17 protein-coding genes are annotated in these 22,024 nt (G+C 43.4%); 15 read left to right on the top strand and 2 right to left on the bottom strand.

The features are described 5' to 3' along the window. Nucleotides 1-64 precede the first annotated feature (64 nt). The gene (gene purD / locus ACIFOD_RS18025; RefSeq protein WP_430315749.1) at nucleotides 65-1,339 is read left to right on the top strand and encodes a phosphoribosylamine--glycine ligase; all 1,275 of its coding nucleotides are present in this window, start codon (nucleotides 65-67) and stop codon (nucleotides 1,337-1,339) included. On the opposite strand, the gene ACIFOD_RS18020 is transcribed toward purD, so the two are convergent. Together ACIFOD_RS18020 and ACIFOD_RS18015 are read right to left on the bottom strand one after the other, a co-directional pair. After that, a complete protein-coding gene (locus ACIFOD_RS18020) occupies nucleotides 1,317-1,406 on the bottom strand; it encodes an EYxxD motif small membrane protein (RefSeq protein WP_348774862.1) in 90 nt (29 codons plus the stop codon). The genes purD and ACIFOD_RS18020 overlap by 23 nt on opposite strands. Nucleotides 1,407-1,599: 193 nt before the next feature. Beyond that, a complete protein-coding gene (locus tag ACIFOD_RS18015; protein WP_113968490.1) occupies nucleotides 1,600-2,043 on the bottom strand; it encodes a YgaP family membrane protein in 444 nt (147 codons plus the stop codon). A 125-nt stretch (nucleotides 2,044-2,168) separates the two neighbouring features. Here ACIFOD_RS18015 and ACIFOD_RS18010 point away from each other — a divergent pair, with 125 nt between their 5' ends. The 14 genes from ACIFOD_RS18010 (at nucleotide 2,169) to ACIFOD_RS17945 (ending at nucleotide 21,988) form a co-directional block, all read left to right on the top strand. Continuing rightward, entirely contained in the window at nucleotides 2,169-3,908 is a 1,740-nt protein-coding gene (locus ACIFOD_RS18010) for an adenine deaminase C-terminal domain-containing protein (RefSeq protein ID WP_430315748.1), read from the top strand. A gap of 52 nt (nucleotides 3,909-3,960) precedes the next feature. Further along, complete coding sequence (locus ACIFOD_RS18005; RefSeq protein ID WP_430315747.1) at nucleotides 3,961-4,989, top strand: DUF3048 domain-containing protein; 1,029 nt, start codon at nucleotides 3,961-3,963, stop codon at nucleotides 4,987-4,989. A gap of 21 nt (nucleotides 4,990-5,010) precedes the next feature. Next, on the top strand, nucleotides 5,011-5,310 hold the full coding sequence (locus tag ACIFOD_RS18000; RefSeq protein ID WP_113968493.1) for a YerC/YecD family TrpR-related protein: 300 nt from the start codon (nucleotides 5,011-5,013) through the stop codon (nucleotides 5,308-5,310). A 160-nt stretch (nucleotides 5,311-5,470) separates the two neighbouring features. Continuing rightward, a complete protein-coding gene (locus ACIFOD_RS17995) occupies nucleotides 5,471-6,157 on the top strand; it encodes a heptaprenylglyceryl phosphate synthase (RefSeq protein WP_397553143.1) in 687 nt (228 codons plus the stop codon). An 84-nt stretch (nucleotides 6,158-6,241) separates the two neighbouring features. After that, on the top strand, nucleotides 6,242-8,467 hold the full coding sequence (gene pcrA, locus ACIFOD_RS17990) for a DNA helicase PcrA (protein ID WP_397553142.1): 2,226 nt from the start codon (nucleotides 6,242-6,244) through the stop codon (nucleotides 8,465-8,467). Nucleotides 8,468-8,546: 79 nt separating this feature from the next. Then, on the top strand, nucleotides 8,547-10,553 hold the full coding sequence (gene ligA / locus ACIFOD_RS17985) for an NAD-dependent DNA ligase LigA (RefSeq protein WP_430315746.1): 2,007 nt from the start codon (nucleotides 8,547-8,549) through the stop codon (nucleotides 10,551-10,553). 15 nt (nucleotides 10,554-10,568) lie between these two features. Further along, on the top strand, nucleotides 10,569-11,720 hold the full coding sequence (locus ACIFOD_RS17980; RefSeq protein WP_430315745.1) for a CamS family sex pheromone protein: 1,152 nt from the start codon (nucleotides 10,569-10,571) through the stop codon (nucleotides 11,718-11,720). Nucleotides 11,721-12,711: 991 nt separating this feature from the next. Then, nucleotides 12,712-14,220 (top strand): sodium/proline symporter PutP, encoded by a 1,509-nt coding sequence (gene putP / locus ACIFOD_RS17975; protein WP_397553139.1) that lies wholly within the window; start codon nucleotides 12,712-12,714, stop codon nucleotides 14,218-14,220. Nucleotides 14,221-14,482: 262 nt separating this feature from the next. Next, nucleotides 14,483-16,075 carry a malate synthase A gene (aceB, locus tag ACIFOD_RS17970; protein ID WP_430315744.1) on the top strand — a complete coding sequence of 531 codons (1,593 nt, stop codon included), beginning with the start codon at nucleotides 14,483-14,485 and terminating at the stop codon, nucleotides 16,073-16,075. 206 nt (nucleotides 16,076-16,281) lie between these two features. After that, a complete protein-coding gene (gene aceA / locus ACIFOD_RS17965; protein WP_113968500.1) occupies nucleotides 16,282-17,562 on the top strand; it encodes an isocitrate lyase in 1,281 nt (426 codons plus the stop codon). A gap of 221 nt (nucleotides 17,563-17,783) precedes the next feature. Beyond that, on the top strand, nucleotides 17,784-18,818 hold the full coding sequence (gene argC, locus ACIFOD_RS17960) for an N-acetyl-gamma-glutamyl-phosphate reductase (RefSeq protein WP_430315743.1): 1,035 nt from the start codon (nucleotides 17,784-17,786) through the stop codon (nucleotides 18,816-18,818). Nucleotides 18,819-18,832: 14 nt separating this feature from the next. Next, complete coding sequence (argJ, locus tag ACIFOD_RS17955) at nucleotides 18,833-20,062, top strand: bifunctional ornithine acetyltransferase/N-acetylglutamate synthase (RefSeq protein ID WP_430315742.1); 1,230 nt, start codon at nucleotides 18,833-18,835, stop codon at nucleotides 20,060-20,062. After that, nucleotides 20,043-20,831, top strand: a complete 789-nt coding sequence (gene argB, locus ACIFOD_RS17950; protein WP_430315741.1) for an acetylglutamate kinase — start codon at nucleotides 20,043-20,045, stop codon at nucleotides 20,829-20,831. The genes argJ and argB overlap by 20 nt, the downstream gene beginning before the upstream one ends. Beyond that, nucleotides 20,828-21,988 (top strand): acetylornithine transaminase, encoded by a 1,161-nt coding sequence (locus tag ACIFOD_RS17945; RefSeq protein WP_430315740.1) that lies wholly within the window; start codon nucleotides 20,828-20,830, stop codon nucleotides 21,986-21,988. Before argB ends, ACIFOD_RS17945 begins: the two co-directional genes overlap by 4 nt. The last annotated feature ends 36 nt before the right edge of the window (nucleotides 21,989-22,024 follow it).

The raw sequence follows: 22,024 nt of genomic DNA, 5'->3' as shown, positions 1-22,024 counted from the left end.
ATAAAACCTCTCCCCATCTTCAACTCAGGTAGGAGAGGTTTTCTTAAAAAGGGGGCTTTTCAAGATGAAAGTACTTGTTATCGGTCGCGGTGGTCGCGAGCATGCCATATGTAAGAAGTTAGCGGGAAGTGAAAGTGTGACAGAAGTGTTCTGTGCACCCGGGAATGCAGGTATTGCAAGCGTTGCGACGAATCTTCCATACAGTGAATCCGATGTGAATGATCTCATTGCTTTTGCCAAAAAAGAGCATATCGCTTATACCTTTGTAGGTCCTGAAAACCCATTATTGGATGGTATCGTAAATCGTTTTCAGAAAGAGGATCTGCACATATTTGGACCGACCAAAGAAGCGGCCATCATAGAAGGAAGCAAATCGTTCTCTAAAGAATTAATGAAAAAGTATAATATTCCAACGGCTAAATATGAAGTGTTCACAAGGGTTGAGAAAGCAATCGAATATGTAAGAGAAGTTGGCGCTCCGATTGTCGTGAAGGCGGATGGATTGGCTGCAGGAAAGGGCGTCGTGGTTGCTGAAACAGAAGAAGAAGCAATCAGTGCATTGGAAGAAATGCTCCTTGATGAAAAGTTTGGTGATGCTTCTTCTAAAGTGGTAGTGGAAGAGTGTCTGTTTGGGGAAGAGTTTTCTTTGATGGCCTTTGTACATGGTGAATCCGTTTATCCGATGGTGATTGCACAGGACCATAAGCGTGCTTTCGATGGAGATCAGGGACCGAATACAGGCGGAATGGGGGCGTATTCCCCGGTACCTCATATTTTGGACGATGTCGTGCAAGAATCGATTTCAACTGTTCTGTATCCGACGGCTCAAGCGATGGTAAAGGAGAATCGCTCGTTTACCGGCATTCTTTACGCAGGCCTGATGCTCACAAGTGAAGGTCCAAAGGTCATCGAGTTCAATGCGCGATTTGGCGATCCGGAAACCCAGGTCGTACTGCCGCGTTTGACTTCTGACTTTGGCCTTGTTGTGAAGAACATGATTGAAGGGAAGCCTGTGCAATTAGAATGGTCTCAAGATGCTGTTCTTGGAGTTGTAATAGCGGCTGATGGCTATCCAGGTGATTATGCAAAAGGAATAGCCCTTCCGAATCTTGAAGAGTCAATGGATGAAGAAACCCTCGTATACCATGCTGGAACCGAGCAGAATGCTGAAGCTGCCCTTGTTTCAAATGGTGGGAGAGTGTTACTTGTAGCTTCTTCTGCAGCTTCTGTGGAAAAAGCGCAGGCAAAAGTGTATAAAGAATTAGATAAGGTGGATTGGAATGGGTTGTTCTACAGAAGAGATATCGGGAAGAAAGCTATCGAACACGTCTCTTCCTAGTTCTGCGAACATAAACAAAAGCAATGGCAATAATGCCGCCAATCAGGGAAAACAACACATAAGACATATCCGTTAAATATTCCCAAAACATAAATGAGCAACTCCTTTATTTATAAAAATATTAAACATGAGTGCCAGGTCTAACCCATTTGAGGGACGGACCTTGGCACTCTTGCTATTAGCGGGGGTTAAATCAGGTGAAAATGCCTTTAAATAGGGAGACAGAAGGGAATTTATGCACCCATACACTCATGATGTCCCTAAGAAAGAAGGTCCGTCCCTTTATCACCATTTAATGCTGCCTGGACATCTTTGTTGGTGAGTTCTTCGGGATTGAAGTTGGATTCTTTTTTGGTATTGTCCAGGGGGTCTTGTTTGTGTTCGTTTGTTGGGTGGTGATCTTTGTGATCTGTTGATTTGTCGGATTTCAGCATGTCTTTAAAGTTCATCATATCCTTTGCTTTGAAACCGCCAAATCCACCGCTTCCGCCATTTCCCTCTGCGCTTTTTTCAAATAAGGCTGTAACAGGGCAGTAGCGAAGAATTCCTTCCCCTACTTTCATGGCTCCGATCACAGCCATCACGAGATAAGAGTCCCGCCAAGGGCGTCTCGCAAGCTTTGATGTACTCCAGGCCAAAATTGTGAAACCAACGGTGATGCGGATAAGGGCATTGATAATCCCGATGTTTGATGATACTTTCATTTGTAAACTCCTCCTTAATAGAAAATTCACATAATTGTTGTAAACCGTTAATGCGTTAAATAGTAAAATATGTTAACATAAAATGAAACTTAAACTAATACCATTCCACTAGAGGAGTGTTCACATTGGAACAGCGCTACAGATGGAAGAACAAACAACTAAGAGAACATGTACAAGTACTGAACGGAGAAATATCTCCGAGCATTCTTTTAAAGAATGCAACGTACCTTCACTCGACTCTAAAGAAATGGGTGCAGGGACACATTTGGGTTTACCATGATCGAATTGTTTATACAGGCGATCAGCTCCCGGAAAACCTTGAGAAATGCGAAATAGTGGACTGTGACTCACAGTACCTCGTTCCAGGATATATCGAACCGCATGTACATCCGTTTCAGCTTTATAATCCCCAATCTTTTTCCAAGTATGCATCCCAAACCGGTACAACGACATTCGTAAATGATAACCTGATGATGTTTTTGCAATTGGAAAAAAAGAAAGCGTTTTCTTTATTGGGAGAGTTTAATAAAATGCCCGTCACGATGTATTGGTGGACAAGATTCGATTCTCAAACGGAGATGGAGAATGAAGAGGTAACCTTTTCGAATGGAGAAGTGAAATCATGGCTGGAACATGACTCCGTACTTCAGGGAGGAGAACTGACCGCCTGGCCGAGACTGCTTCAGGGAGATGATCTGATTCTTCACTGGATGCAGGAAGCGAAAAGAATGGGCAAGGTCATTGAAGGACATCTGCCGGGATCCTCTGATAAAACGATTGCCAAGCTCCGTTTGTTAGGAATCGATGGTGATCATGAAGCTATGACGGGTGAGGATGTATACAAGCGCCTTATTCAAGGACTAACCGTCACATTGCGTCATTCATCCATCCGACCGGATTTACCGGTGCTTTTAGACGGGTTAAAAGAAAAAGGCATCGATTCGTATGATTCCTTACTGTTTACAACAGACGGATCCACACCAGGCTTCTATGAACAAGGTGTACTGGATTTCATGATAAAAATGGCGATTGATAAGGGCGTACCACCAATCGAAGCATATAATATGGCTAGCTACAACGTCGCCAATTACTATCACCTCACTCATTTGCATGGGATGATCGCTACAGGCAGAGTGGCAAATATTAACTTCCTCTCGTCAATTGATGACCCAACCCCGAAGTCCGTTCTCTCAAAAGGGGAGTGGGTACAGAGAGACGGAGAGCAAATAGAAGATTCCACAGAAATAAATTGGGCGACAAACGGATTTAAACCATTATCCCTGAATTGGGAAGTGGACTACGATGACCTCCAGTTTTCCATGCCCTTTGGAATTGAAATGGTGAATGATGTCATCACCAAGCCTTATTCCATATCCATCAATCCATCTATGGAGGAGCTGAATCTTGATCATGATCAATCGTTCCTCATGCTTCTGGATCGAAAGGGAGAATGGAGAATCAGCACTATGATCAAAGGATTCTCAACGGGTGTCATGGGCTTTGCTTCTTCCTATTCGAATACAGGGGACATCATCTTAATTGGTAAGAACAAGTCAGATATGATTGCTGCCTTTAAACGAATGAAAGAAATCGGAGGCGGAATTGTTTTGACGGAGAAGGGTGAAGTCCTTCACGAAATACCACTTCCATTAAGCGGCCTGCTCTCTCATAAAGAGATGCCGGACCTTATCGAGGAAGAAAAAATACTTAAAGGTTTGTTAAAAGAAAGAGGATATCGCTTCTCGGATCCCATTTATACACTGCTATTCCTTCAGTCCACTCATCTGCCTTATATACGGATGACACAAAAGGGAATCTATGATGTAATGAAGAAAACGGTACTCTTTCCAACGATAATGCGTTAAAATAGTAAAGTATAGGGAAAAGGATTTCTATAAAATAGGGGTGTCAAAAAACATGCTGAAAAGAGCTTTGATCATTGCTTTAAGCTCGTTTACACTTGTCGCATGTAGTTCAGACGAAGAGATAAAGAAAGAATCTGATAAAGAAGCTGCAACTCCGGTTGAGACAGGCGTAGAAACGGAAGAGAAAAACCAATCACCGTTAACAGGTGAGGTACAAGAGAAAGAATCCACGGCGCGAGCGGTTGCTGTCATGGTGAATAATCACCCGAAGGCGCGTCCCCAATCAGGCCTTTCAAAAGCAGATATTGTGTATGAAGTCCTGGCAGAAGGGGATGTCACTCGATTCCTGGCGATATATCAAAGCCAAAAGCCTGAAGAAATCGGTCCTGTACGAAGTGCCAGAGATTACTATGTAGAGCTTGCCAAAGGATATGATAGTCTATATGTTGCCCATGGATATAGTCCAGAAGCACAGGGAATGCTGACTAGCGGCTTCATTGACAATTTAAACGGCATGAAATATGATGGAACGCTGTTCAAGCGTGCAAGCTTCCGTAAGGCTCCTCATAACTCCTATATCTCCTTTGAGCATATCGAAGAGGGAGCGGAGCAGAACGACTTTGATATGGAACGTCCGCCGGAAGCATTAAACTTTAGTGATAAAGGTCCGGTAAGCGGAGAAGGATCTCAATCTGTCATGATATCATATAACAATAATCCGCTGTTTAACGTAGTGTATGATTTCAACGAAGAAGAGGGCAAATACGAGCGTTACTCAAATGGCGAACAAACCATTGACTACGATTCCGAAGACCCTGTTTTAGTAGAAAATCTCTTTATAGTGGAAGCGTCTCATAAAATAGTCGACGATGCTGGCAGACGAAACATTGATTTTGAATCCGGCGGGAATGCGTACTTGATTCAAGAAGGAAAGCTCCGGGAAGTTCAGTGGAAGAACGTAGATGGCAGAATTCTACCTTTCGAAAATAATAAACCTGTCAGTTTGCGAAAAGGATCTACGTGGATCAATATCATTCCAAGTTCTCCAGGCTTGGCGGGGTCGGTATCATATCAAGAATAGATGGAAAAAGGAGTCTTTTTAATGCAAATAAATAAATTAAGAGGCAAAGAGCTGGATCAGTTATTCAATGCTGTTCTATCTCTACAAGATCTTGAAGAGTGTTATCGTTTCTTCGATGACCTTTGCACAATCAATGAAATTCAATCTCTTGCACAGCGCCTTGAAGTAGCTCGTATGCTGCAGGATGGGAAAACCTATCATAAGATTGAAACCGAAACAGGTGCAAGCACCGCAACCATTTCCCGTGTGAAACGTTGCTTAAACTACGGAAATGATGCCTACGAGCTGGTATTGGATCGGGTGCATCAGGAAGAAAAATAATAGAAGGGACCGCTGTCGTCATGAGAGCGGTCTTTATTTTTTTGTGGCGGGGGTTCAGCGCCCTCAGCTCATACAAAGTTTAACAACTGAACAGTTAATGCGACTCTTTTCCACAAATGATATAATACGTGAGATGGATGTATGAATGGAGGAACAAAGCATGTATGATGTCCAAAAGTGGAGCCATGTATTTAAACTAGATCCGAATAAGACAATCGATGATGGAGATTTAGAATCTGTATGTGAATCAGGAACAGACGCCATTATTGTAGGGGGAACGGACGGTGTAACCCTTGAAAAGGTTCTTGATTTGATGGCACGAGTGAGACGATATACTGTTCCTTGTATTCTGGAGGTATCTAATTTGGAGTCGATCACTCCGGGCTTCGATTTATATTTCATTCCGATGGTGATGAACAGTTCGAACATGAACTGGGTGACAGGTTTGCATCACCAGGCTGTAAAGGAATATGGGGAAATCATGAATTGGGATGAAATCCTTGTAGAAGGATATTGTATATTAAACAAAGACTGTAAGGCGGCACAGGTTACGGAGGCCGATACAGATATTTCAAGTGAAGACGCGGCAGCATATGCCATGATGGCAGAAAGAATGTTCAACCTGCCAATCTTTTACCTGGAGTACAGTGGTACATATGGCGATGTTGAAACGGTGAAAGAGGTCAGAGATTCCCTGGAAAACACAACATTATTCTACGGTGGCGGCATTAGAACCGTCCAGCAGGCGAAGGAAATGGCTGCAGTATCAGATGTTGTCGTAGTAGGAAATGCTGTATATGACAATTTGAAAGAAGCGTTAAAGACGGTAAAAGCAGTTAAAGGATAAGGATTGAACTGGAGGTCCGTCCCTAAATAGGATATAATAGAAATACAAATATAGAACGTACGTTCGTTATGGTGGTGTGAGAGTATGCAATTTTTGACTGATCGATTGTTGAATGGAATGAATCCTGAGCAGGCAGAAGCTGTGAAGGCGACAGAAGGGCCGTTACTGATCATGGCAGGGGCAGGCTCCGGTAAGACAAGAGTATTGACGCATCGAATTGCGTATCTGATGGTGGAAAAAGGAGTCAATCCTTATAATATTTTGGCGATTACCTTTACAAATAAAGCAGCGAGAGAGATGAAGGACCGTATTGAAAACATTCTGGGCGGGGCTTCCGATAACATTTGGATCTCAACCTTCCACAGCATGTGTGTGAGAATCCTTCGCCGTGATATTGATCGCATCGGGATGAACCGTAATTTTACGATTCTTGATTCTACCGATCAGCAGTCGGTGATCAAAGCGATTTTAAAAGAAAAGAATATTGATCCGAAAAAATTTGATCCCCGTTCGCTCTTGGGATCCATCAGCTCTGCGAAGAATGAGCTGACGACTCCCGAAGAATTATCCAAACAGGTAGGGGGATATTACGATCAAGTTGTCTCTGATGTGTACACAGAATATCAGAAGCGTTTACGTAAGAATCAGGCGTTGGATTTTGATGATCTCATCATGACGACGATTCAACTGTTTCAACGTGTACCGGAAGTCCTGGAGTTCTATCAAAGGAAGTTCCAATACATCCACGTCGACGAGTATCAGGATACAAACAGAGCTCAATATATGCTCGTGAAACTGCTGGCTTCCCGCTTTCAGAACTTGTGTGTAGTCGGGGATTCGGATCAATCGATTTATCGCTGGCGCGGTGCGGACATTGCCAATATCCTTTCTTTTGAAAAGGATTATCCAAGAGCAACCGTTATTTTCCTTGAACAAAACTATCGTTCAACGAAGAGAATCCTGCAGGCGGCGAATGAAGTGATCCAAAAGAACTCCAATCGTAAACCGAAGAATCTATGGACAGAAAATCATGACGGCGAAAAGATCTCGTATTTCAGAGCGGATACCGAGCAGACCGAAGCTCAATTTGTGACAGGTAAAATCAAAGAAATGACGGAAAGCGGTAAGAGGAAATATTCCGATTTCGCCATTCTTTATCGAACAAACGCTCAGTCCCGTGTGATGGAGGAAGTTCTTTTAAAATCAAATATTGAATACTCCATCGTCGGCGGCATCAAGTTCTATGACCGGAAAGAGATCAAGGACATTTTGGCTTACCTGAGACTCATCTCGAATCCGGATGATGACATCAGCCTTATGCGTGTCATCAACGTTCCAAAGCGGGGGGTAGGAGCAACCTCAATAGATAAAATTGCCCGTTATGCACAGGATCACGATATTTCCATGTTCAGTGCCTTGGAAGAAGCGGATTTTATCGGCCTAAGTCCGAAAATCACGAAAGCCGTCATTGAATTCAAGGAAATGGTGAAAGGTTATACAGGCATGCAGGAATATCTGTCTGTAACAGAACTTGTAGAAGAAATACTGGAGAAATCCGGTTACATCGATATGTTAAAAGCAGAAAAGTCGATCGAGTCTCAAAGCCGCTTGGAGAACTTGGACGAGTTCCTGTCTGTAACGAAAAGCTTCGAACAGTCCAACGATGACAAGAGTCTTGTCGCATTTTTAACGGATCTGGCATTAGTGGCGGATATCGATAAGCTTGATGAAGATGATCAGCCAAAAGACTCGGTTATTCTGATGACTCTTCATGCTGCAAAAGGTCTTGAGTTCCCTATCGTATTCCTGATGGGAATGGAGGAAGGGGTCTTCCCACACAGTCGTTCCCTTATGGAAGAAGATGAGATGGAAGAAGAACGCCGCCTGGCTTATGTAGGGATCACCCGTGCAGAAGAACAGCTCTATTTAACAAATGCACAAATGAGAACACTCTACGGGCAGACGAAGATGAACCCTGTGTCCCGGTTCATTCAGGAAATTCCAGCTGAACTGTTGGATGACGTGATGGCAGAGAAGAAGAGTGCCTTCACACCTTTCGGGAAATCAGCGGCGAAAGCACCAACGCGTCCTGCCCCGCGTAAGCCCGTTTCACGACCGGTTCAAACGACTACCGGTGGAGAATCAGTTGCATGGCAAGTAGGGGACAAAGCCCAGCATAAGAAATGGGGTACAGGTACGGTTGTCAGTGTGAAAGGATCCGGAGACAGTGTAGAGCTCGATATTGCGTTCCCGAGTCCAATGGGAATCAAGCGTCTTCTTGCCAAATTCGCACCTATAGAAAAAGCGTAACAATCTAAAGTCGGGAGGGAAGTCCACTCCCGGCTTAACTCAATCATTCTGAACACTTTAGCAGGAAAGGGTTGTGGAAATGGATCGACAATCAGCCGAAAACCGTATTAACGAACTACATGAATTATTAAATCAGTATAACTATGAATATCATGTTCTTGATAAGCCATCTGTTTCCGATTCTGAGTATGATCAGCTACTGAGAGAACTCATCGACTTGGAAGGTCAATTTCCTGATTTGAAAACATCCGATTCACCTTCTCAGCGTGTCGGTGGAGCGATATTGGATGCCTTTGAAAAAGTCGAACATCGAACGCCGATGCTCAGCTTGGGGAATGCTTTCAACGAAGAGGATTTGCGTGACTTTGATCGTCGCGTCCGTCAAGCCGTAGGAGATGACTTTTCTTATGTATGTGAGCTGAAAATCGATGGGTTGGCTGTTTCCCTTCGTTATGTAGATGGCGTCTTCGCTCAAGGGGCGACAAGGGGAGACGGATCGATAGGAGAAGATATTACATCAAACCTTAAGACCATCCGTTCCATTCCCTTGAAGATTTCTGAAAAGATTTCCTTTGAAGTTCGTGGGGAAGCCTTTATGCCTAAAGGTTCCTTTGAAGCGTTAAATAAAATCAAAGATGAAAAAGGGGAAGAGCCTTTTGCCAACCCCCGCAATGCAGCTGCAGGTTCCCTCCGTCAGCTCGATCCTAAAATCGCAGCATCACGAAATCTCGATCTCTTCTTATATGCATTAGCGGATATTGGAGATACGGGGATTGACTCTCACAGTGAAGGGTTAGATAAATTAGACAGTCTCGGATTTAAAACGAATCCTGAACGGAAGCAGTGTGCGACAATTGAAGAAGTCATTGATTTTGTCGGCAAATGGACCGATCAACGTCCGAATCTGTCGTATGACATTGACGGGATCGTGATTAAAGTCAATTCACTGGAGCAGCAGGAACAGCTCGGAACGACAGCGAAAAGTCCACGCTGGGCAATTGCCTTCAAGTTCCCTGCTGAAGAAGTGGTAACCGTTCTAAAAGAGATTGAACTGAGTGTTGGCCGTACCGGCGTGGTGACACCAACGGCGATACTTGCGCCTGTACGTGTCGCTGGTACAACCGTTCAACGTGCGTCCCTTCATAATGAAGATCTTATTAGAGAAAAAGATATTAAAATCGGCGATCATGTCGTCATTAAAAAAGCCGGAGACATCATCCCTGAAGTGGTCAACGTATTAGAAGACAAGAGGACGGGTGACGAACAGGAATTTCATATGCCTACTCATTGTCCTGAATGCGAAAGTGAGCTGGTCCGACTTGAAGGGGAAGTAGCCCTTCGCTGTATAAACCCTAAATGTCCAGCACAGATCCGGGAAGGTCTGATTCATTTTGTATCCAGAAATGCCATGAACATCGATGGTTTGGGAGAAAAGGTGATCAGTCAGTTATTCAGGGAGAAATTGATTGAAGATGTGGCAGACTTATACCGATTAGAACGTGATCAACTTCTTCAACTGGAGCGCATGGGTGAAAAATCCGCGGATAACCTATTGGATGCCATTCAAGCCTCAAAAGCCAATTCTCTGGAGAAATTGCTCTTTGGACTTGGAATCCGTCATGTTGGAGCAAAAGCGGCGAAAACATTGGCTCAAGAGTTCGGATCAATGGATAAGTTAATGAACCTGGGCAAAGAAGAGCTGACCAATGTAAACGAAATCGGCGATAAAATGGCTGATGCCATTGTGGCCTATTTTGAAAATGATGAAGTGAAAGAACTGATCCAGGAACTGAAGGATGCCGGTGTGAATCTTGAATACAAAGGACCGAAGCCGGTAGCTGCAAGTGAAGTCGACTCTTATTTTGCAGGGAAAACCATTGTATTAACCGGAAAAATTGAGCGATTAAGCAGAAATGAAGCAAAAGAAAAGATAGAGATGCTCGGTGGAAAAGTCACTGGCAGTGTCAGCAAGAAAACCGATCTTGTCATCGCAGGGGAAGAAGCAGGATCAAAGCTTGCGAAAGCCAATGAGTTGAACATTGAAGTATGGGATGAGGACAAGCTGATGGAAGAACTTAACCGATAAGAGGTGTAACGAGTAATGAAAAAAGGGATTTCGGTCGCTCTCTCCGCACTATTGTTACTAGGGGGCTGTGCTCCGACATTTGAAAAGCAGGATCAGGTCGTTCAGGAAAATCAAGATAGCGAAGCAAAAAAAGCGATCATTCCAAGCTTCCAGATATCCAAGGAATACTATAAGACGATGCTTCCATATGAAACGAGTAAAACCCGAGGAGTCGTCGTCAATGATTTAGGATCAAGATATGATATCAATGAAATCGAAACGGGCTTATTGAGGGTGGCCCAAAATCGTTTCTCAACGGATGAATATTTTTTCAAAGAGGGACAATTCCTCACAAAGAAAACAGTTGATAGCTGGCTTCAACGAAAATATACAAGTGAACAGCTGAAAGAAAAAGGACTTCAAGAATCTGAGAATGTGGGGCTGAATCCTGTCCAGACGGAAGGTGAGAATACACCGATCTACTTAGCCCATGTGATTGAACATAATTACTTGATGAAAAAAGAAGACAACAAGGTTCATCTGGGTGGAGTAGCCATCTCTCTATCATTGAATTCGGTTCAATACGAAACCAATCTCTCATCTGGAACAAGAACAGTCAAAAACATTAGCAATGAAGTCTTAAAGGAACAAGGAGCGAGAATTGCCGACGAAGTCCTCAATCGTCTTCGTCAGAAAAAAGAACTTCAAAACGTTCCGATCATGATCTCACTTTATAAACAGGCTCCAAAAGAACAGGTCGTCCCTGGTCACTTCTTCGCCTACACAACCGTTGAAGCAAACGAAAGCAGCATCCAAAACTGGGAAGGGATTAATGAAGAATTCTACTTATTCCCTTCTCCGGAAGCCCAGGATAATCATCCAAACGATTACAAAGTATTTAATGAGCTGAAAACGGATATCGAAAAATACTTTCCTGTTTACACGGGTCTGACGGGACAAGCACTCTATCAGAACCAGAAACTGTCCAATATGAAATTCGAGGTAGCCCTGTCCTTTCAAGGAAAAGCAGAAACCATCGGATTTGCCCAGCATCTTTCCGACATGGTCAGCAAGCAGACGCCGGACACCTGGGACGTGGAACTCCTCGTGTCATCATCCTATGGACCGGAAGCACTGATCGTGAAGAAGCCTGGCAGTAAAGAAACGTATTTGCACATTTATGAATAGAAGAGGAGAAGGACTAACCTTATTGGTTAGTTCTTTTTTTGTTGAGGGATAGGACTGTAGAGGTGTCACAGAAATTAGTCGAATCATGTAGAACGGTCGGTAAAATGAAAATAAGGTTGGTATATTGAAAGTACGGTCGATAAATCTTTTTAACGGTTGATAAAACTGAATAAAGGTTGATAAATCTTAATAACGGTCGATAAACCTGATCCTCCCATCGCCATGTACTTCACGATATTTACAAAAAACGAAACCGAATGTGACGGATATCCGTAATACATATATAGATTGAAGACAGGAAAGGGGAAAAGGCTGATGGAAATAATCGCATTTGTTTTAGCCGGAGGGGCTTTCTCGATCGTCATGATCCTTCTTGAACAAAACAAGAAATTAGAAAAGAGAGTGAAGAAATTAGAGGACAAAATGTAATCGGTAAAAAGCTTGGGGAATCTCAGGCTTTTTTGTTTGGCTTTTACAGACGAATAACATAAACTGCATACCCGTTTCAAGAACCCATCCAGAAAATTTTCTATTCCCCCTCTTCTCTTCATGTATATGAATGTATCATTTGTTGCAAAATAATGATGCTAACGTTAGTGAAAACAGATAAATGAAACAGATTTGTGAACAAAAAGTAACTTAATTTTATAAATTTTTATGAATAGATATAGCTAAAAAAGCGCTTTCATAAAAATATATGCAAATTATATGAATAATTATTCATATAGGTAAATGTATTTAGAAAATTCTGTGTGTTAACGTTGTGAATGTATGTTAGTATTAATAACGTTGTGAACTTGTTACGGAACGTCGCTTCGCAGAATAAACTTTTTCAAACATTATTGAGTGAATAAGTTTACAACCCGTATGCATGGGGTAAAGAACTGTTGGATTTACAATTTGAGATGTCTTTTAGCATGGTTCGAAAGTTAGATTAAGCACCTAACGAAAAGCAATACAATTTTATTGAAAGGAGAATGCTAACTACACAATGGATATAGCTACTTTAGTCACCTTTATCGTATATTTAGTTGGAATGCTCGCAATCGGTATTATTTCTTACAAATTAACAAGTAATTTATCGGATTACGTTCTTGGAGGACGTAGTTTAGGACCGGGGGTAGCAGCATTAAGTGCTGGTGCTTCAGATATGAGTTCATGGTTATTACTGGGACTTCCTGGCCTTGCTTATGCAATTGGTTTAGGTTCGATCTGGTTAAGTATTGGGTTAGTAATTGGTGCTTATTTAAACTGGAGATTCGTCGCTTCAAGACTACGTGCTTACACGGAGGTTGCAAACGATTCTATTACGGTTCCGGACTTCTTTGAAAATCGTTTTAGAGATGGTTCCCGTCTCCTTCGTGTCATTTCAGCAGTTATCATTTTGGTATTCTTTACCTTCTACACATCTTCAGGTCTTGTAGGCGGAGCGTTATTATTCCAGGAAACGTTTGGGATGTCTTACAATCAATCACTTTGGATTGGTGCCACTGTAATCATTTCTTACACATTCCTTGGAGGATTCTTAGCAGTAAGTTGGACTGACTTCGTACAAGGTATTCTCATGTTCCTTGCGCTAATCATTACACCAATCGTTGCTATTACAGAGCTGGGTGGATGGAATGCTACAGTTGATGCTGTCCGTTCTGTTGACGCGGCAAATCTTGATACAATGAACACGATGACGGGTATTGGAGTCGTTTCACTCCTTGCGTGGGGACTTGGTTACTTCGGTCAGCCGCATATCATCACCCGCTTTATGGCACTTAAATCAACCAAAGATGTACCAAAGGCACGCTGGATTGGTATGAGCTGGATGACATTATCAATGATTGGTGCTGTACTGGTTGGTTTCTCCGGTATCGCCTATTTCGCTGATATGCCGTTGATCACAGGTGATGTTGATAATTCTGAGAAAGTATTCATCTTCTTCACAGACGTCTTATTTAATCCATGGGTATCCGGAATTCTGTTAGCAGCGATTCTTTCTGCTATCATGAGTACAATCGATTCCCAATTACTCGTTTCATCCAGTGCGTTAGCGGAGGATTTCTATAAAGCGATCATCCGTAAGAATGCTTCTGACAACGAACTTGTATGGGTAGGTCGTGCCGGAGTGCTTCTCATCGCATTCATCGCGATCATGCTTGCTATTCAAGGGAACCCTGCGAATGGCGGAGGTACGAAGATTCTCGATCTGGTAAGTTACGCATGGGGTGGATTTGGTGCCGCGTTCGGACCAATCGTCCTGTTGTCTCTATACTGGAAAGGTATGACACGAAACGGTGCATTGGCTGGTATGATCACTGGTGCTGTAACAGTTGTCGTTTGGAAACAGCTGACTGTAGCTGGGGTTATTCCATTCGAACTGTATGAAATTGTTCCAGGATTCTTCCTTGCTATGCTGGCAATCGTGATCTTCAGTAAGGTTGGACCACAACCAAGTGCTGAAGTCCAAGCGGAATTCGACGAAGCTGTTGCCAAAGACATCGTAAAATAATTTGAATATCGATAAGAGGTCCGTCCCTCGTCACTTCACAGTGGCTGAGGGACGGACCTCTTTTTGTTATGTTTTCTTTTTTACATTAGAAGGAAATTTGTGATGCATGTCCTTCTTGATAGTGCTGCGAAATTTGTCGAAAGAAAATTTTCAGAAAGTTGTTCCAAATTTAAATCCTCTGTTATATAATACAAACATGATAAATAATCTGTATTATAACAATAGAGATTTGTTTAATACTGCTAAGGAGTGATGGTGTTCAATGTCTACTAAAATGGTTGGTATCAAGGTAACTGGGGAACTTCAGCCAGGCTTTGATGAGATTTTATCCCAGAAAGCATTGCAGTTTTTAGAACAACTGGAGCGCCGATTCGGAGCAAATCGGAGAGAGCTGTTACACAACAGAAAGAAACAGCAGGAAAGGATCAATGGAGGAGAGCTTCCTCACTTCTTACCTGAAACAGAATCGATTCGACAAAGTGAATGGAAAGTGAGTCCGATTCCTCAAGCTTTACAAGATAGAAGGGTGGAGATCACTGGACCTGTTGACCGTAAAATGGTCATCAACGCATTGAACTCTGGTGCAAAATGTTTTATGGCATGTTTTGAAGATGCCACTTCACCTACATGGACGAACCTCATAGAAGGACAAATCAACCTCAGAGATGCAGTACATCAAACAATAGACTTCACGAATCCGAATGGGAAGCGTTATGAATTAAAAGAAGAACATGCCGTATTAATTGTTCGGCCCAGAGGATTACATCTGGAAGAGAAACATATCGAACTGGATGGGAAATCAATATCAGCAAGCCTTGTCGACTTTGGTTTATTCTTTTTTCATAATGCAACTCATTTAACCTCAACGAACAAAGGCCCTTATTTTTACTTACCTAAATTAGAAAGTCACCTGGAAGCGCGCTTCTGGAATGATGTGTTTATATTTGCACAGGAATATATCGGAATTCCTCAAGAGACGATCAAAGCAACGGTCCTGATTGAAACCATCACAGCGGCATTTGAAATGGATGAAATCCTTTATGAACTAAAGGAGCATTCAGCAGGGTTGAACTGTGGAAGATGGGATTATATTTTCAGCTATATTAAAAAACTCAGGGAGCAAGAGGATGTGATCCTACCTGACCGTTCAACTGTTTCGATGACAGCACCCTTTATGAGATCGTATTCCTTGCTCACGATAAAGACCTGTCACAGAAGGGGAGCTCCTGCAATCGGAGGAATGGCGGCGCAGATCCCTGTTAAAAACGATCCTGTTAAAAACGAAGAAGCGTTTAACAAGGTGAGAGCAGATAAAGAAAGAGAAGCGCGGGATGGTCATGATGGCACTTGGGTAGCTCATCCTGGTCTCGTACCTGTTGCCATGGACGTTTTCAATCAGGAAATGAAAAATGATAATCAAATTGCAGAGAAAACATTAGATGATCTCAACGTGTCAGAGCAGGAGCTTCTTGAAGTTCCTCAAGGGACGATAACAGAAGAAGGTGTCCGCTTAAATATTAACGTCGGAATTCAATATATATCTTCCTGGCTGAGCGGCCAAGGAGCAGCACCGATCCACAACTTAATGGAAGACGTGGCAACGGCTGAAATTTCCCGGGCTCAGCTATGGCAATGGATCCGTCATCCCAAAGGAGTTCTTGACGACGGCCGAAACATCACCATCGATCTATATGAACAACTAAAGCAAGAAGAACTAACCAAACTCAAAAGCCAAATGGGAGAACAACTGTACAAAGAGCGCCGGTTCTCAGAAGCCGTCCAACTATTCGACCAACTCATCCAGAACGACCAATTCACAGACTTCCTTACCATCCCAGGCTACCGAATCCTTTAGAGGGACGGACCTGCAAAAAGCATCAATAAAGCAATATAGGTTGAAGACACAAGCTTAAACACTTTAACGAATTACCGCTGCAGTGATTAGAGGGACGGACCTCACAAACTAACTGCATACCGGTTAAATAGAAATTCATGAAAGAACTTCGATTGATTCTTATAGAAATTCAAAACCAATAAACAAACAAAAGGGAGAGATTATCAATGGTAAAAGCAAATAACGAACGCGTAAACGCACTGCAAGAGAATTGGGAAATGGATCAAAGATGGAAAGGGGTATCCCGCCCTTATTCGGCTGAGGATGTTATTCGTTTAAGAGGATCAATTGATATTGAGCATACCCTTGCCCGACACGGATCTGAAAAGCTGTGGAATCTGCTTCACAAAGAAGACTATATCAATGCCCTTGGTGCCTTGACTGGAAATCAGGCTGTCCAACAAGTGAGAGCCGGTCTGAAAGCGATCTACTTAAGCGGGTGGCAGGTAGCGGCGGATGCCAACCTGGCCGGGCAGATGTATCCCGATCAAAGCTTGTATCCTGCGAACTCTGTACCATCCGTCGTAAAGAGAATCAATCAAGCCTTACAGCGTGCTGATCAGGTTCACTATGTTGAAGGTGATGAATCAATCGATTGGTTTGTCCCGATTGTAGCCGATGCAGAAGCAGGCTTTGGCGGACAGCTTAATGTATTCGAACTCATGAAGGGTATGATCGAAGCAGGGGCTTCAGCCGTCCACTTTGAAGATCAGCTTTCTTCTGAGAAGAAGTGCGGACACTTGGGAGGCAAAGTATTACTGCCGACACAAACGTCCGTGAAGAATTTAATTTCAGCACGTCTGGCAGCGGATGTAATGGGTGTGCCAACATTAATCGTAGCCCGTACGGATGCGAATGCCGCAGATTTAATCACGAGCGATGTGGACCCGTATGATGCGCAGTTCATTACAGGGGAACGCACTCCTGAAGGGTTCTTCCGTACAAGGGCGGGCCTTGATCAGGCGATTGCAAGAGGCTTGGCTTATGCTCCTTATGCAGATCTTGTGTGGTGTGAAACATCGGAACCAAGCCTTGAGGAAGCCCGCCAATTTGCTGAAGCGATTCATGCTGAGTATCCAGGGAAATTATTGGCGTATAACTGCTCACCATCCTTTAACTGGAAGAAGAAACTGGACGATGAAACGATCGCTAAGTTCCAAAAAGAGCTTGGGAAAATGGGCTATAAATTCCAGTTCGTAACGCTTGCAGGATTCCATGCATTGAACCATAGCATGTTCGAGCTTGCGAGAGGATACAAAGAGCGTGGGATGGCTGCATATTCCCAGCTTCAAGAAGCGGAATTTGCCAGCGAGAAGCATGGCTATTCAGCTACAAGACATCAGCGCGAAGTAGGAACAGGTTACTTTGACGAAGTATCGATGGTGATCTCAGGTGGAACATCCTCTACAACAGCCCTTAAAGGGTCGACAGAGGCTGCTCAATTCTAAAAAGTTCAATTAAATAAAAATATAATGAAGGTCCGTCCCTCGGGGGTTGCTATACCCTGAGGGACGGACCTTTTTTGGGCGATCCGCAATCTAGTACTATCGAAGTGAATTTGTGAATAGTTTAACTTTATAGAAATTATTTATAAATATACTATTGATTTTATTAATATACATACATATAATTAGAGCTAATTTAAATTTAATCTGTGTGGTGAATAGGTATGAATGTTGGTATTGTTGGTAGTACGGGTTATGGTGGAGTGGAGCTGTATCGATTGTTGGTAAATCATCCGAATGTAGATAATTGTATTTTGTATTCATCTTCTTTGGAGGGTGCACCTTATGCAGAGCAATATCCACACCTCTTTAACCTGTCACAAGAAGTAGTGAATCCTATCAAAATCGAGGAAATGAGGCAGCTTGATTTCGTCTTTTTGGCCGTTCCATCCGGTGTATCGAAGGAATTATCTCAGAAAATCATTGGTGAAAAGGCGAAAGTGATCGATCTTTCAGGGGACTTGCGTTTGAAGAATCCTCAAGAATACGAAGAGTGGTACAAAGGTGAATCAGCATCTTCAGATATTTTACAGAAAGCGGTGTATGGTCTCACAGAATGCAATCGACAATCCATACAAGAGGCGGAACTGATCGCGAACCCAGGCTGCTTTCCGACAGCCACCCTTCTAGGATTGGCTCCGCTTTTCCATCATGAGCTTGTAGAGCCTCATTCCATCATTATCGATGCCAAAACGGGATTATCGGGAGCGGGGAGAAAAGCGACTCAATCCAGTCACTTTTCTGAGACTCAGGAAAATCTACGAATCTATAAGGTTCATCAACACCAGCACACCCCTGAAATTGAACAGCAATTGAAGGAGTGGAACAGCGAAGCGGGACCCATTACCTTTACGACTCACCTTATTCCCATGACCCGTGGGATTATGGCTACGATGTATACAGAATTAAAAAGCACATACACCACTGAGCAGTTGCACAACATTTACCAAGACTATTACGAGAAGCATCCCTTCATCAGGATCCGTCCTGTGGGGCAGTTCCCAAGTACAAAAGAAGTGTTCGGCACCAATTTCTGCGATATCGCGATAAAAGCAGATCCACGGACGAATCGGGTGACGATTGTTTCTGTGATCGATAACTTGATAAAAGGAGCTGCCGGCCAAGCGGTTCAAAACATGAATCTGATGCTCGGTTTAGACGAAACAACGGGGCTCTATCACTATCCAATTTATCCATAAGAGGGGGAGAATCAATGAAACTAGTAAAAGAAAAGGCTGTTCAACACATTCCTGGAGGAACGATTCTTTCACCTCTCGGGTACAAGGCAGGGGGGATGCACACAGGTCTTCGTTACTCAAAGAAAGACTTTGGGGTCATTTACAGTGAGAAGCCTGCACAAGTCGGAGCGGTATATACGCAAAGTCACTTTCAAGCTGCCCCCCTAAAGGTCACACAAGAAAGCATCTTGAAATCTCACACTCTGCAAGTGGTTGTGGTGAACAGTGCGATCGCAAATGCCTGTACGGGTGAACAAGGATTAAAAGATGCTTATCAAACGAGGGAGTGGACGGCCAAACGATTTCAAATTCCGGAAGAGTACGTAGCCGTTGCCTCGACAGGAGTCATTGGTGAGTTGCTTCCTATGGAGAAGATTGAAAAGGGCTGCAACGAAATCGAGGTTGCTTCGACAGAGCAAAGTGCAGAGTCTTTTCAACAGGCCATCCTAACGACGGATCTTATCGAAAAGACTTCATGCTATAGCGTGAAAATAGATGGAGAGACAGTCACAATCGGAGGATGTGCGAAGGGATCTGGTATGATTCATCCGAATATGGCTACGATGCTTGGCTTCATTACAACGGATGCATCGATTTCATCCACCCTCCTGCAAAATGCACTTAAGACAGCGATCAATCAATCCTTTAATCAAATCACTGTAGATGGCGAAACGTCTACGAATGACATGGTCATTGCAATGGCAAACGGGATGGTAGAGCACGATACTTTACATGAAAGCCATCCTGATTGGCATCACTTTCAAGAGGGGTTCATTCACGTATGTCAAGATCTGGCCAAACAAATTGCCCGGGATGGTGAAGGAGCAACCAAACTCGTGGAAGTGAACGTTAAAGGAGCTCACTCCCATCATGACGCCAATATTTTAGCAAAAAAAATCGTCGGTTCCAATTTAGTCAAAACGGCACTCTTTGGCGGGGATCCAAACTGGGGAAGAATCGTCGGTGCCATGGGACACAGTGAGGTAACGATCGATCCCCATCAATGTGACATTTATATTGGAGAAACCCTCGTGTTTTCAAATGGTACTCCCCGGCCATTCAATGAAGAGAGTGTAAGTCAGTATATGCAAGCGGAACATGTGATCATATCTGTCGGGTTGCATGGTGGAGATGGAAAAGGAAAAGCCTGGGGGTGCGATCTTACGTATGATTACGTCAAAATCAATGCAAGTTATCGAACATAAGTCAGTGATTGCAATCAAACTGGGAGGAAGTGTCCTTTCTAAGCTCTCATCCCTTTTCTATGAAAGTATAAAAGATCTTCAGCAGCACTACCATGTAGTACTTGTTCACGGGGGAGGTCCTGAGATTACGGCTATGCTGAATAAACTGGCCATCGAATCCACCTTCATCAATGGACAGCGAAAAACCACAAAGAAGGTATTTGGTGTCGTTGAACAAGTGTTAAAGGGCAAAGTGAATAGCGAGTTAACACATCAACTCAATCTGGCAGGGATAAACGCAATCGGATTAAGCGGGTACGATGCCCATTTGTTAAAGGCCAGCATCATGGATGAAGGATCTCTGGGTTATGTTGGCAAAGTGGAAGAGGTTAACCTTACTCTGTTAAACAATCTGCTTTCGCTGAACTACGTGCCTGTTATCGCTCCCCTTGCCATTACAGCCAAGGGGGAAAAGCTAAATGTGAATGCAGACCTGGCTGCATCTGCCATAGCAGAAGCCCTGGAAGTAGAGAAGCTGGTCTTTGTCACAGACGTTCCCGGAATTTTAATAGAAGGGGAAATTGTTTCACGTGTAACAAAGGAAGAAATCCTTCATTATATAGAAACCGGAATCATCCACGGCGGAATGATCCCAAAGGTGCAGGCAGCCCTATCGGTTCTGCAGCTTAATATTAAAGAAGTCATGATCGTCGGGTGTCAGGACACGATCATTCAAGACGGTGAAATGCTGGGTACACATATAACAGAAGGAGGAGTCGAGGCGGTATGAGTCATGTATTTCCTACTTATAATCGGTTGGATATTGAATTGGTTTCAGGAAACGGCACGGTTGTTCAAGATCAAAACGGGCAATCCTATTTGGATTTCATTTCAGGTATAGCGGTTTGTAATTTAGGTCACTCTCCTCATGTTGTTAAAGAGGCTCTGGAAAAGCAGTTGGATAAACTTTGGCATGTATCCAACCTATTTCCGATTACTCTGCAGGAGGAGGCAGCTTCACTTCTTGCTTCCGCCAGCGGATTGGATTCAGTCTTCTTCTGTAATAGTGGAGCTGAAGCGAACGAAGCAGCGATTAAGTTAGCCAAAAAGCACACGGGGAAAACGAAAATCCTGACCTTCAAGCAATCGTTTCATGGCCGGACCTTTGCGACCATGAGTGCAACGGGGCAGGAGAAGGTTCATAGCGGCTTCGGTCCATTGGTTCCAACCTTTGACTATCTTCCTTATAACGACGAACAGGCTCTTTCGAACGTGAAAGAAAAAGATGTTGCGGCCATCATGGTAGAAGTGGTTCAAGGGGAAGGCGGGGTGAACCCTGGTACTCTTTCTTTTTTACAAGCAGTTGAAATGAAGTGCAAGGAGATGGGTGCTTTACTCATTGTCGATGAAGTTCAAACAGGGATCGGGCGTACGGGAGCTCCATTTGCTTATCAGCATTATTCCCTGAAACCGGATATCGTCACGACGGCTAAAGGACTAGGAAGCGGTTTTCCCGTAGGTGCGATGATGGGAAAAAAAGATCTTGTTTCCTCCTTTTCGCCAGGAACTCACGGATCCACATTCGGAGGCAATCCATTAGCGATGGCAGCAGCGAAAGCGACTCTTGAAACGATTGTTGATGAAGTGTTCCTGCAAGAAGTACAAAGGAAATCTGAGTACTTTATGCAGAAGCTGAAGAATCAACTACAGGAATGCCGGAGCGTAAATGAGGTAAAAGGGATCGGCTTTATAATCGGCATCCAATTTGATATGGAAGTAAAAGAAATCATCGATGAGCTACGGATCAATGGATTATTGACGCTTCCGGCAGGTACTCATGTCATCCGTCTATTACCACCTTTAACGGTCACTTATGACGAGCTCGATCAGGCACTTCACATACTGGGAGACACGCTAAAACAACATCAATCACCCCGTGTCTACTAATCTATTTTTTTAGGAATAAATGTATAAAAATACCTT

The sequence above is a fragment of the Rossellomorea sp. NRS-1567 genome, assembly GCF_050467885.1.
Taxonomy (GTDB): Bacteria; Bacillota; Bacilli; order Bacillales; family Bacillaceae_B; genus Rossellomorea; species Rossellomorea aquimaris_C.
Note: the sequence above shows the minus strand (reverse complement) of the source record. Positions and strands in the feature narration are given on the sequence as shown.

Excerpts from the sequence above, each read along its gene's own strand:
- purD (WP_430315749.1), top strand. The coding sequence starts at position 65 with ATGAAAGTACTTGTTATCGGTCGCGGTGGTCGCGAGCATGCCATATGT.
- ACIFOD_RS18020 (WP_348774862.1), bottom strand. The coding sequence starts at position 1,406 with ATGTCTTATGTGTTGTTTTCCCTGATTGGCGGCATTATTGCCATTGCT.
- ACIFOD_RS18015 (WP_113968490.1), bottom strand. The coding sequence starts at position 2,043 with ATGAAAGTATCATCAAACATCGGGATTATCAATGCCCTTATCCGCATC.
- ACIFOD_RS18005 (WP_430315747.1), top strand. The coding sequence starts at position 3,961 with ATGCTGAAAAGAGCTTTGATCATTGCTTTAAGCTCGTTTACACTTGTC.
- ACIFOD_RS18000 (WP_113968493.1), top strand. The coding sequence starts at position 5,011 with ATGCAAATAAATAAATTAAGAGGCAAAGAGCTGGATCAGTTATTCAAT.
- ACIFOD_RS17995 (WP_397553143.1), top strand. The coding sequence starts at position 5,471 with ATGTATGATGTCCAAAAGTGGAGCCATGTATTTAAACTAGATCCGAAT.
- pcrA (WP_397553142.1), top strand. The coding sequence starts at position 6,242 with ATGCAATTTTTGACTGATCGATTGTTGAATGGAATGAATCCTGAGCAG.
- ligA (WP_430315746.1), top strand. The coding sequence starts at position 8,547 with ATGGATCGACAATCAGCCGAAAACCGTATTAACGAACTACATGAATTA.
- ACIFOD_RS17980 (WP_430315745.1), top strand. The coding sequence starts at position 10,569 with ATGAAAAAAGGGATTTCGGTCGCTCTCTCCGCACTATTGTTACTAGGG.
- putP (WP_397553139.1), top strand. The coding sequence starts at position 12,712 with ATGGATATAGCTACTTTAGTCACCTTTATCGTATATTTAGTTGGAATG.
- aceB (WP_430315744.1), top strand. The coding sequence starts at position 14,483 with ATGTCTACTAAAATGGTTGGTATCAAGGTAACTGGGGAACTTCAGCCA.
- aceA (WP_113968500.1), top strand. The coding sequence starts at position 16,282 with ATGGTAAAAGCAAATAACGAACGCGTAAACGCACTGCAAGAGAATTGG.
- argC (WP_430315743.1), top strand. The coding sequence starts at position 17,784 with ATGAATGTTGGTATTGTTGGTAGTACGGGTTATGGTGGAGTGGAGCTG.
- argJ (WP_430315742.1), top strand. The coding sequence starts at position 18,833 with ATGAAACTAGTAAAAGAAAAGGCTGTTCAACACATTCCTGGAGGAACG.
- argB (WP_430315741.1), top strand. The coding sequence starts at position 20,043 with ATGCAAGTTATCGAACATAAGTCAGTGATTGCAATCAAACTGGGAGGA.
- ACIFOD_RS17945 (WP_430315740.1), top strand. The coding sequence starts at position 20,828 with ATGAGTCATGTATTTCCTACTTATAATCGGTTGGATATTGAATTGGTT.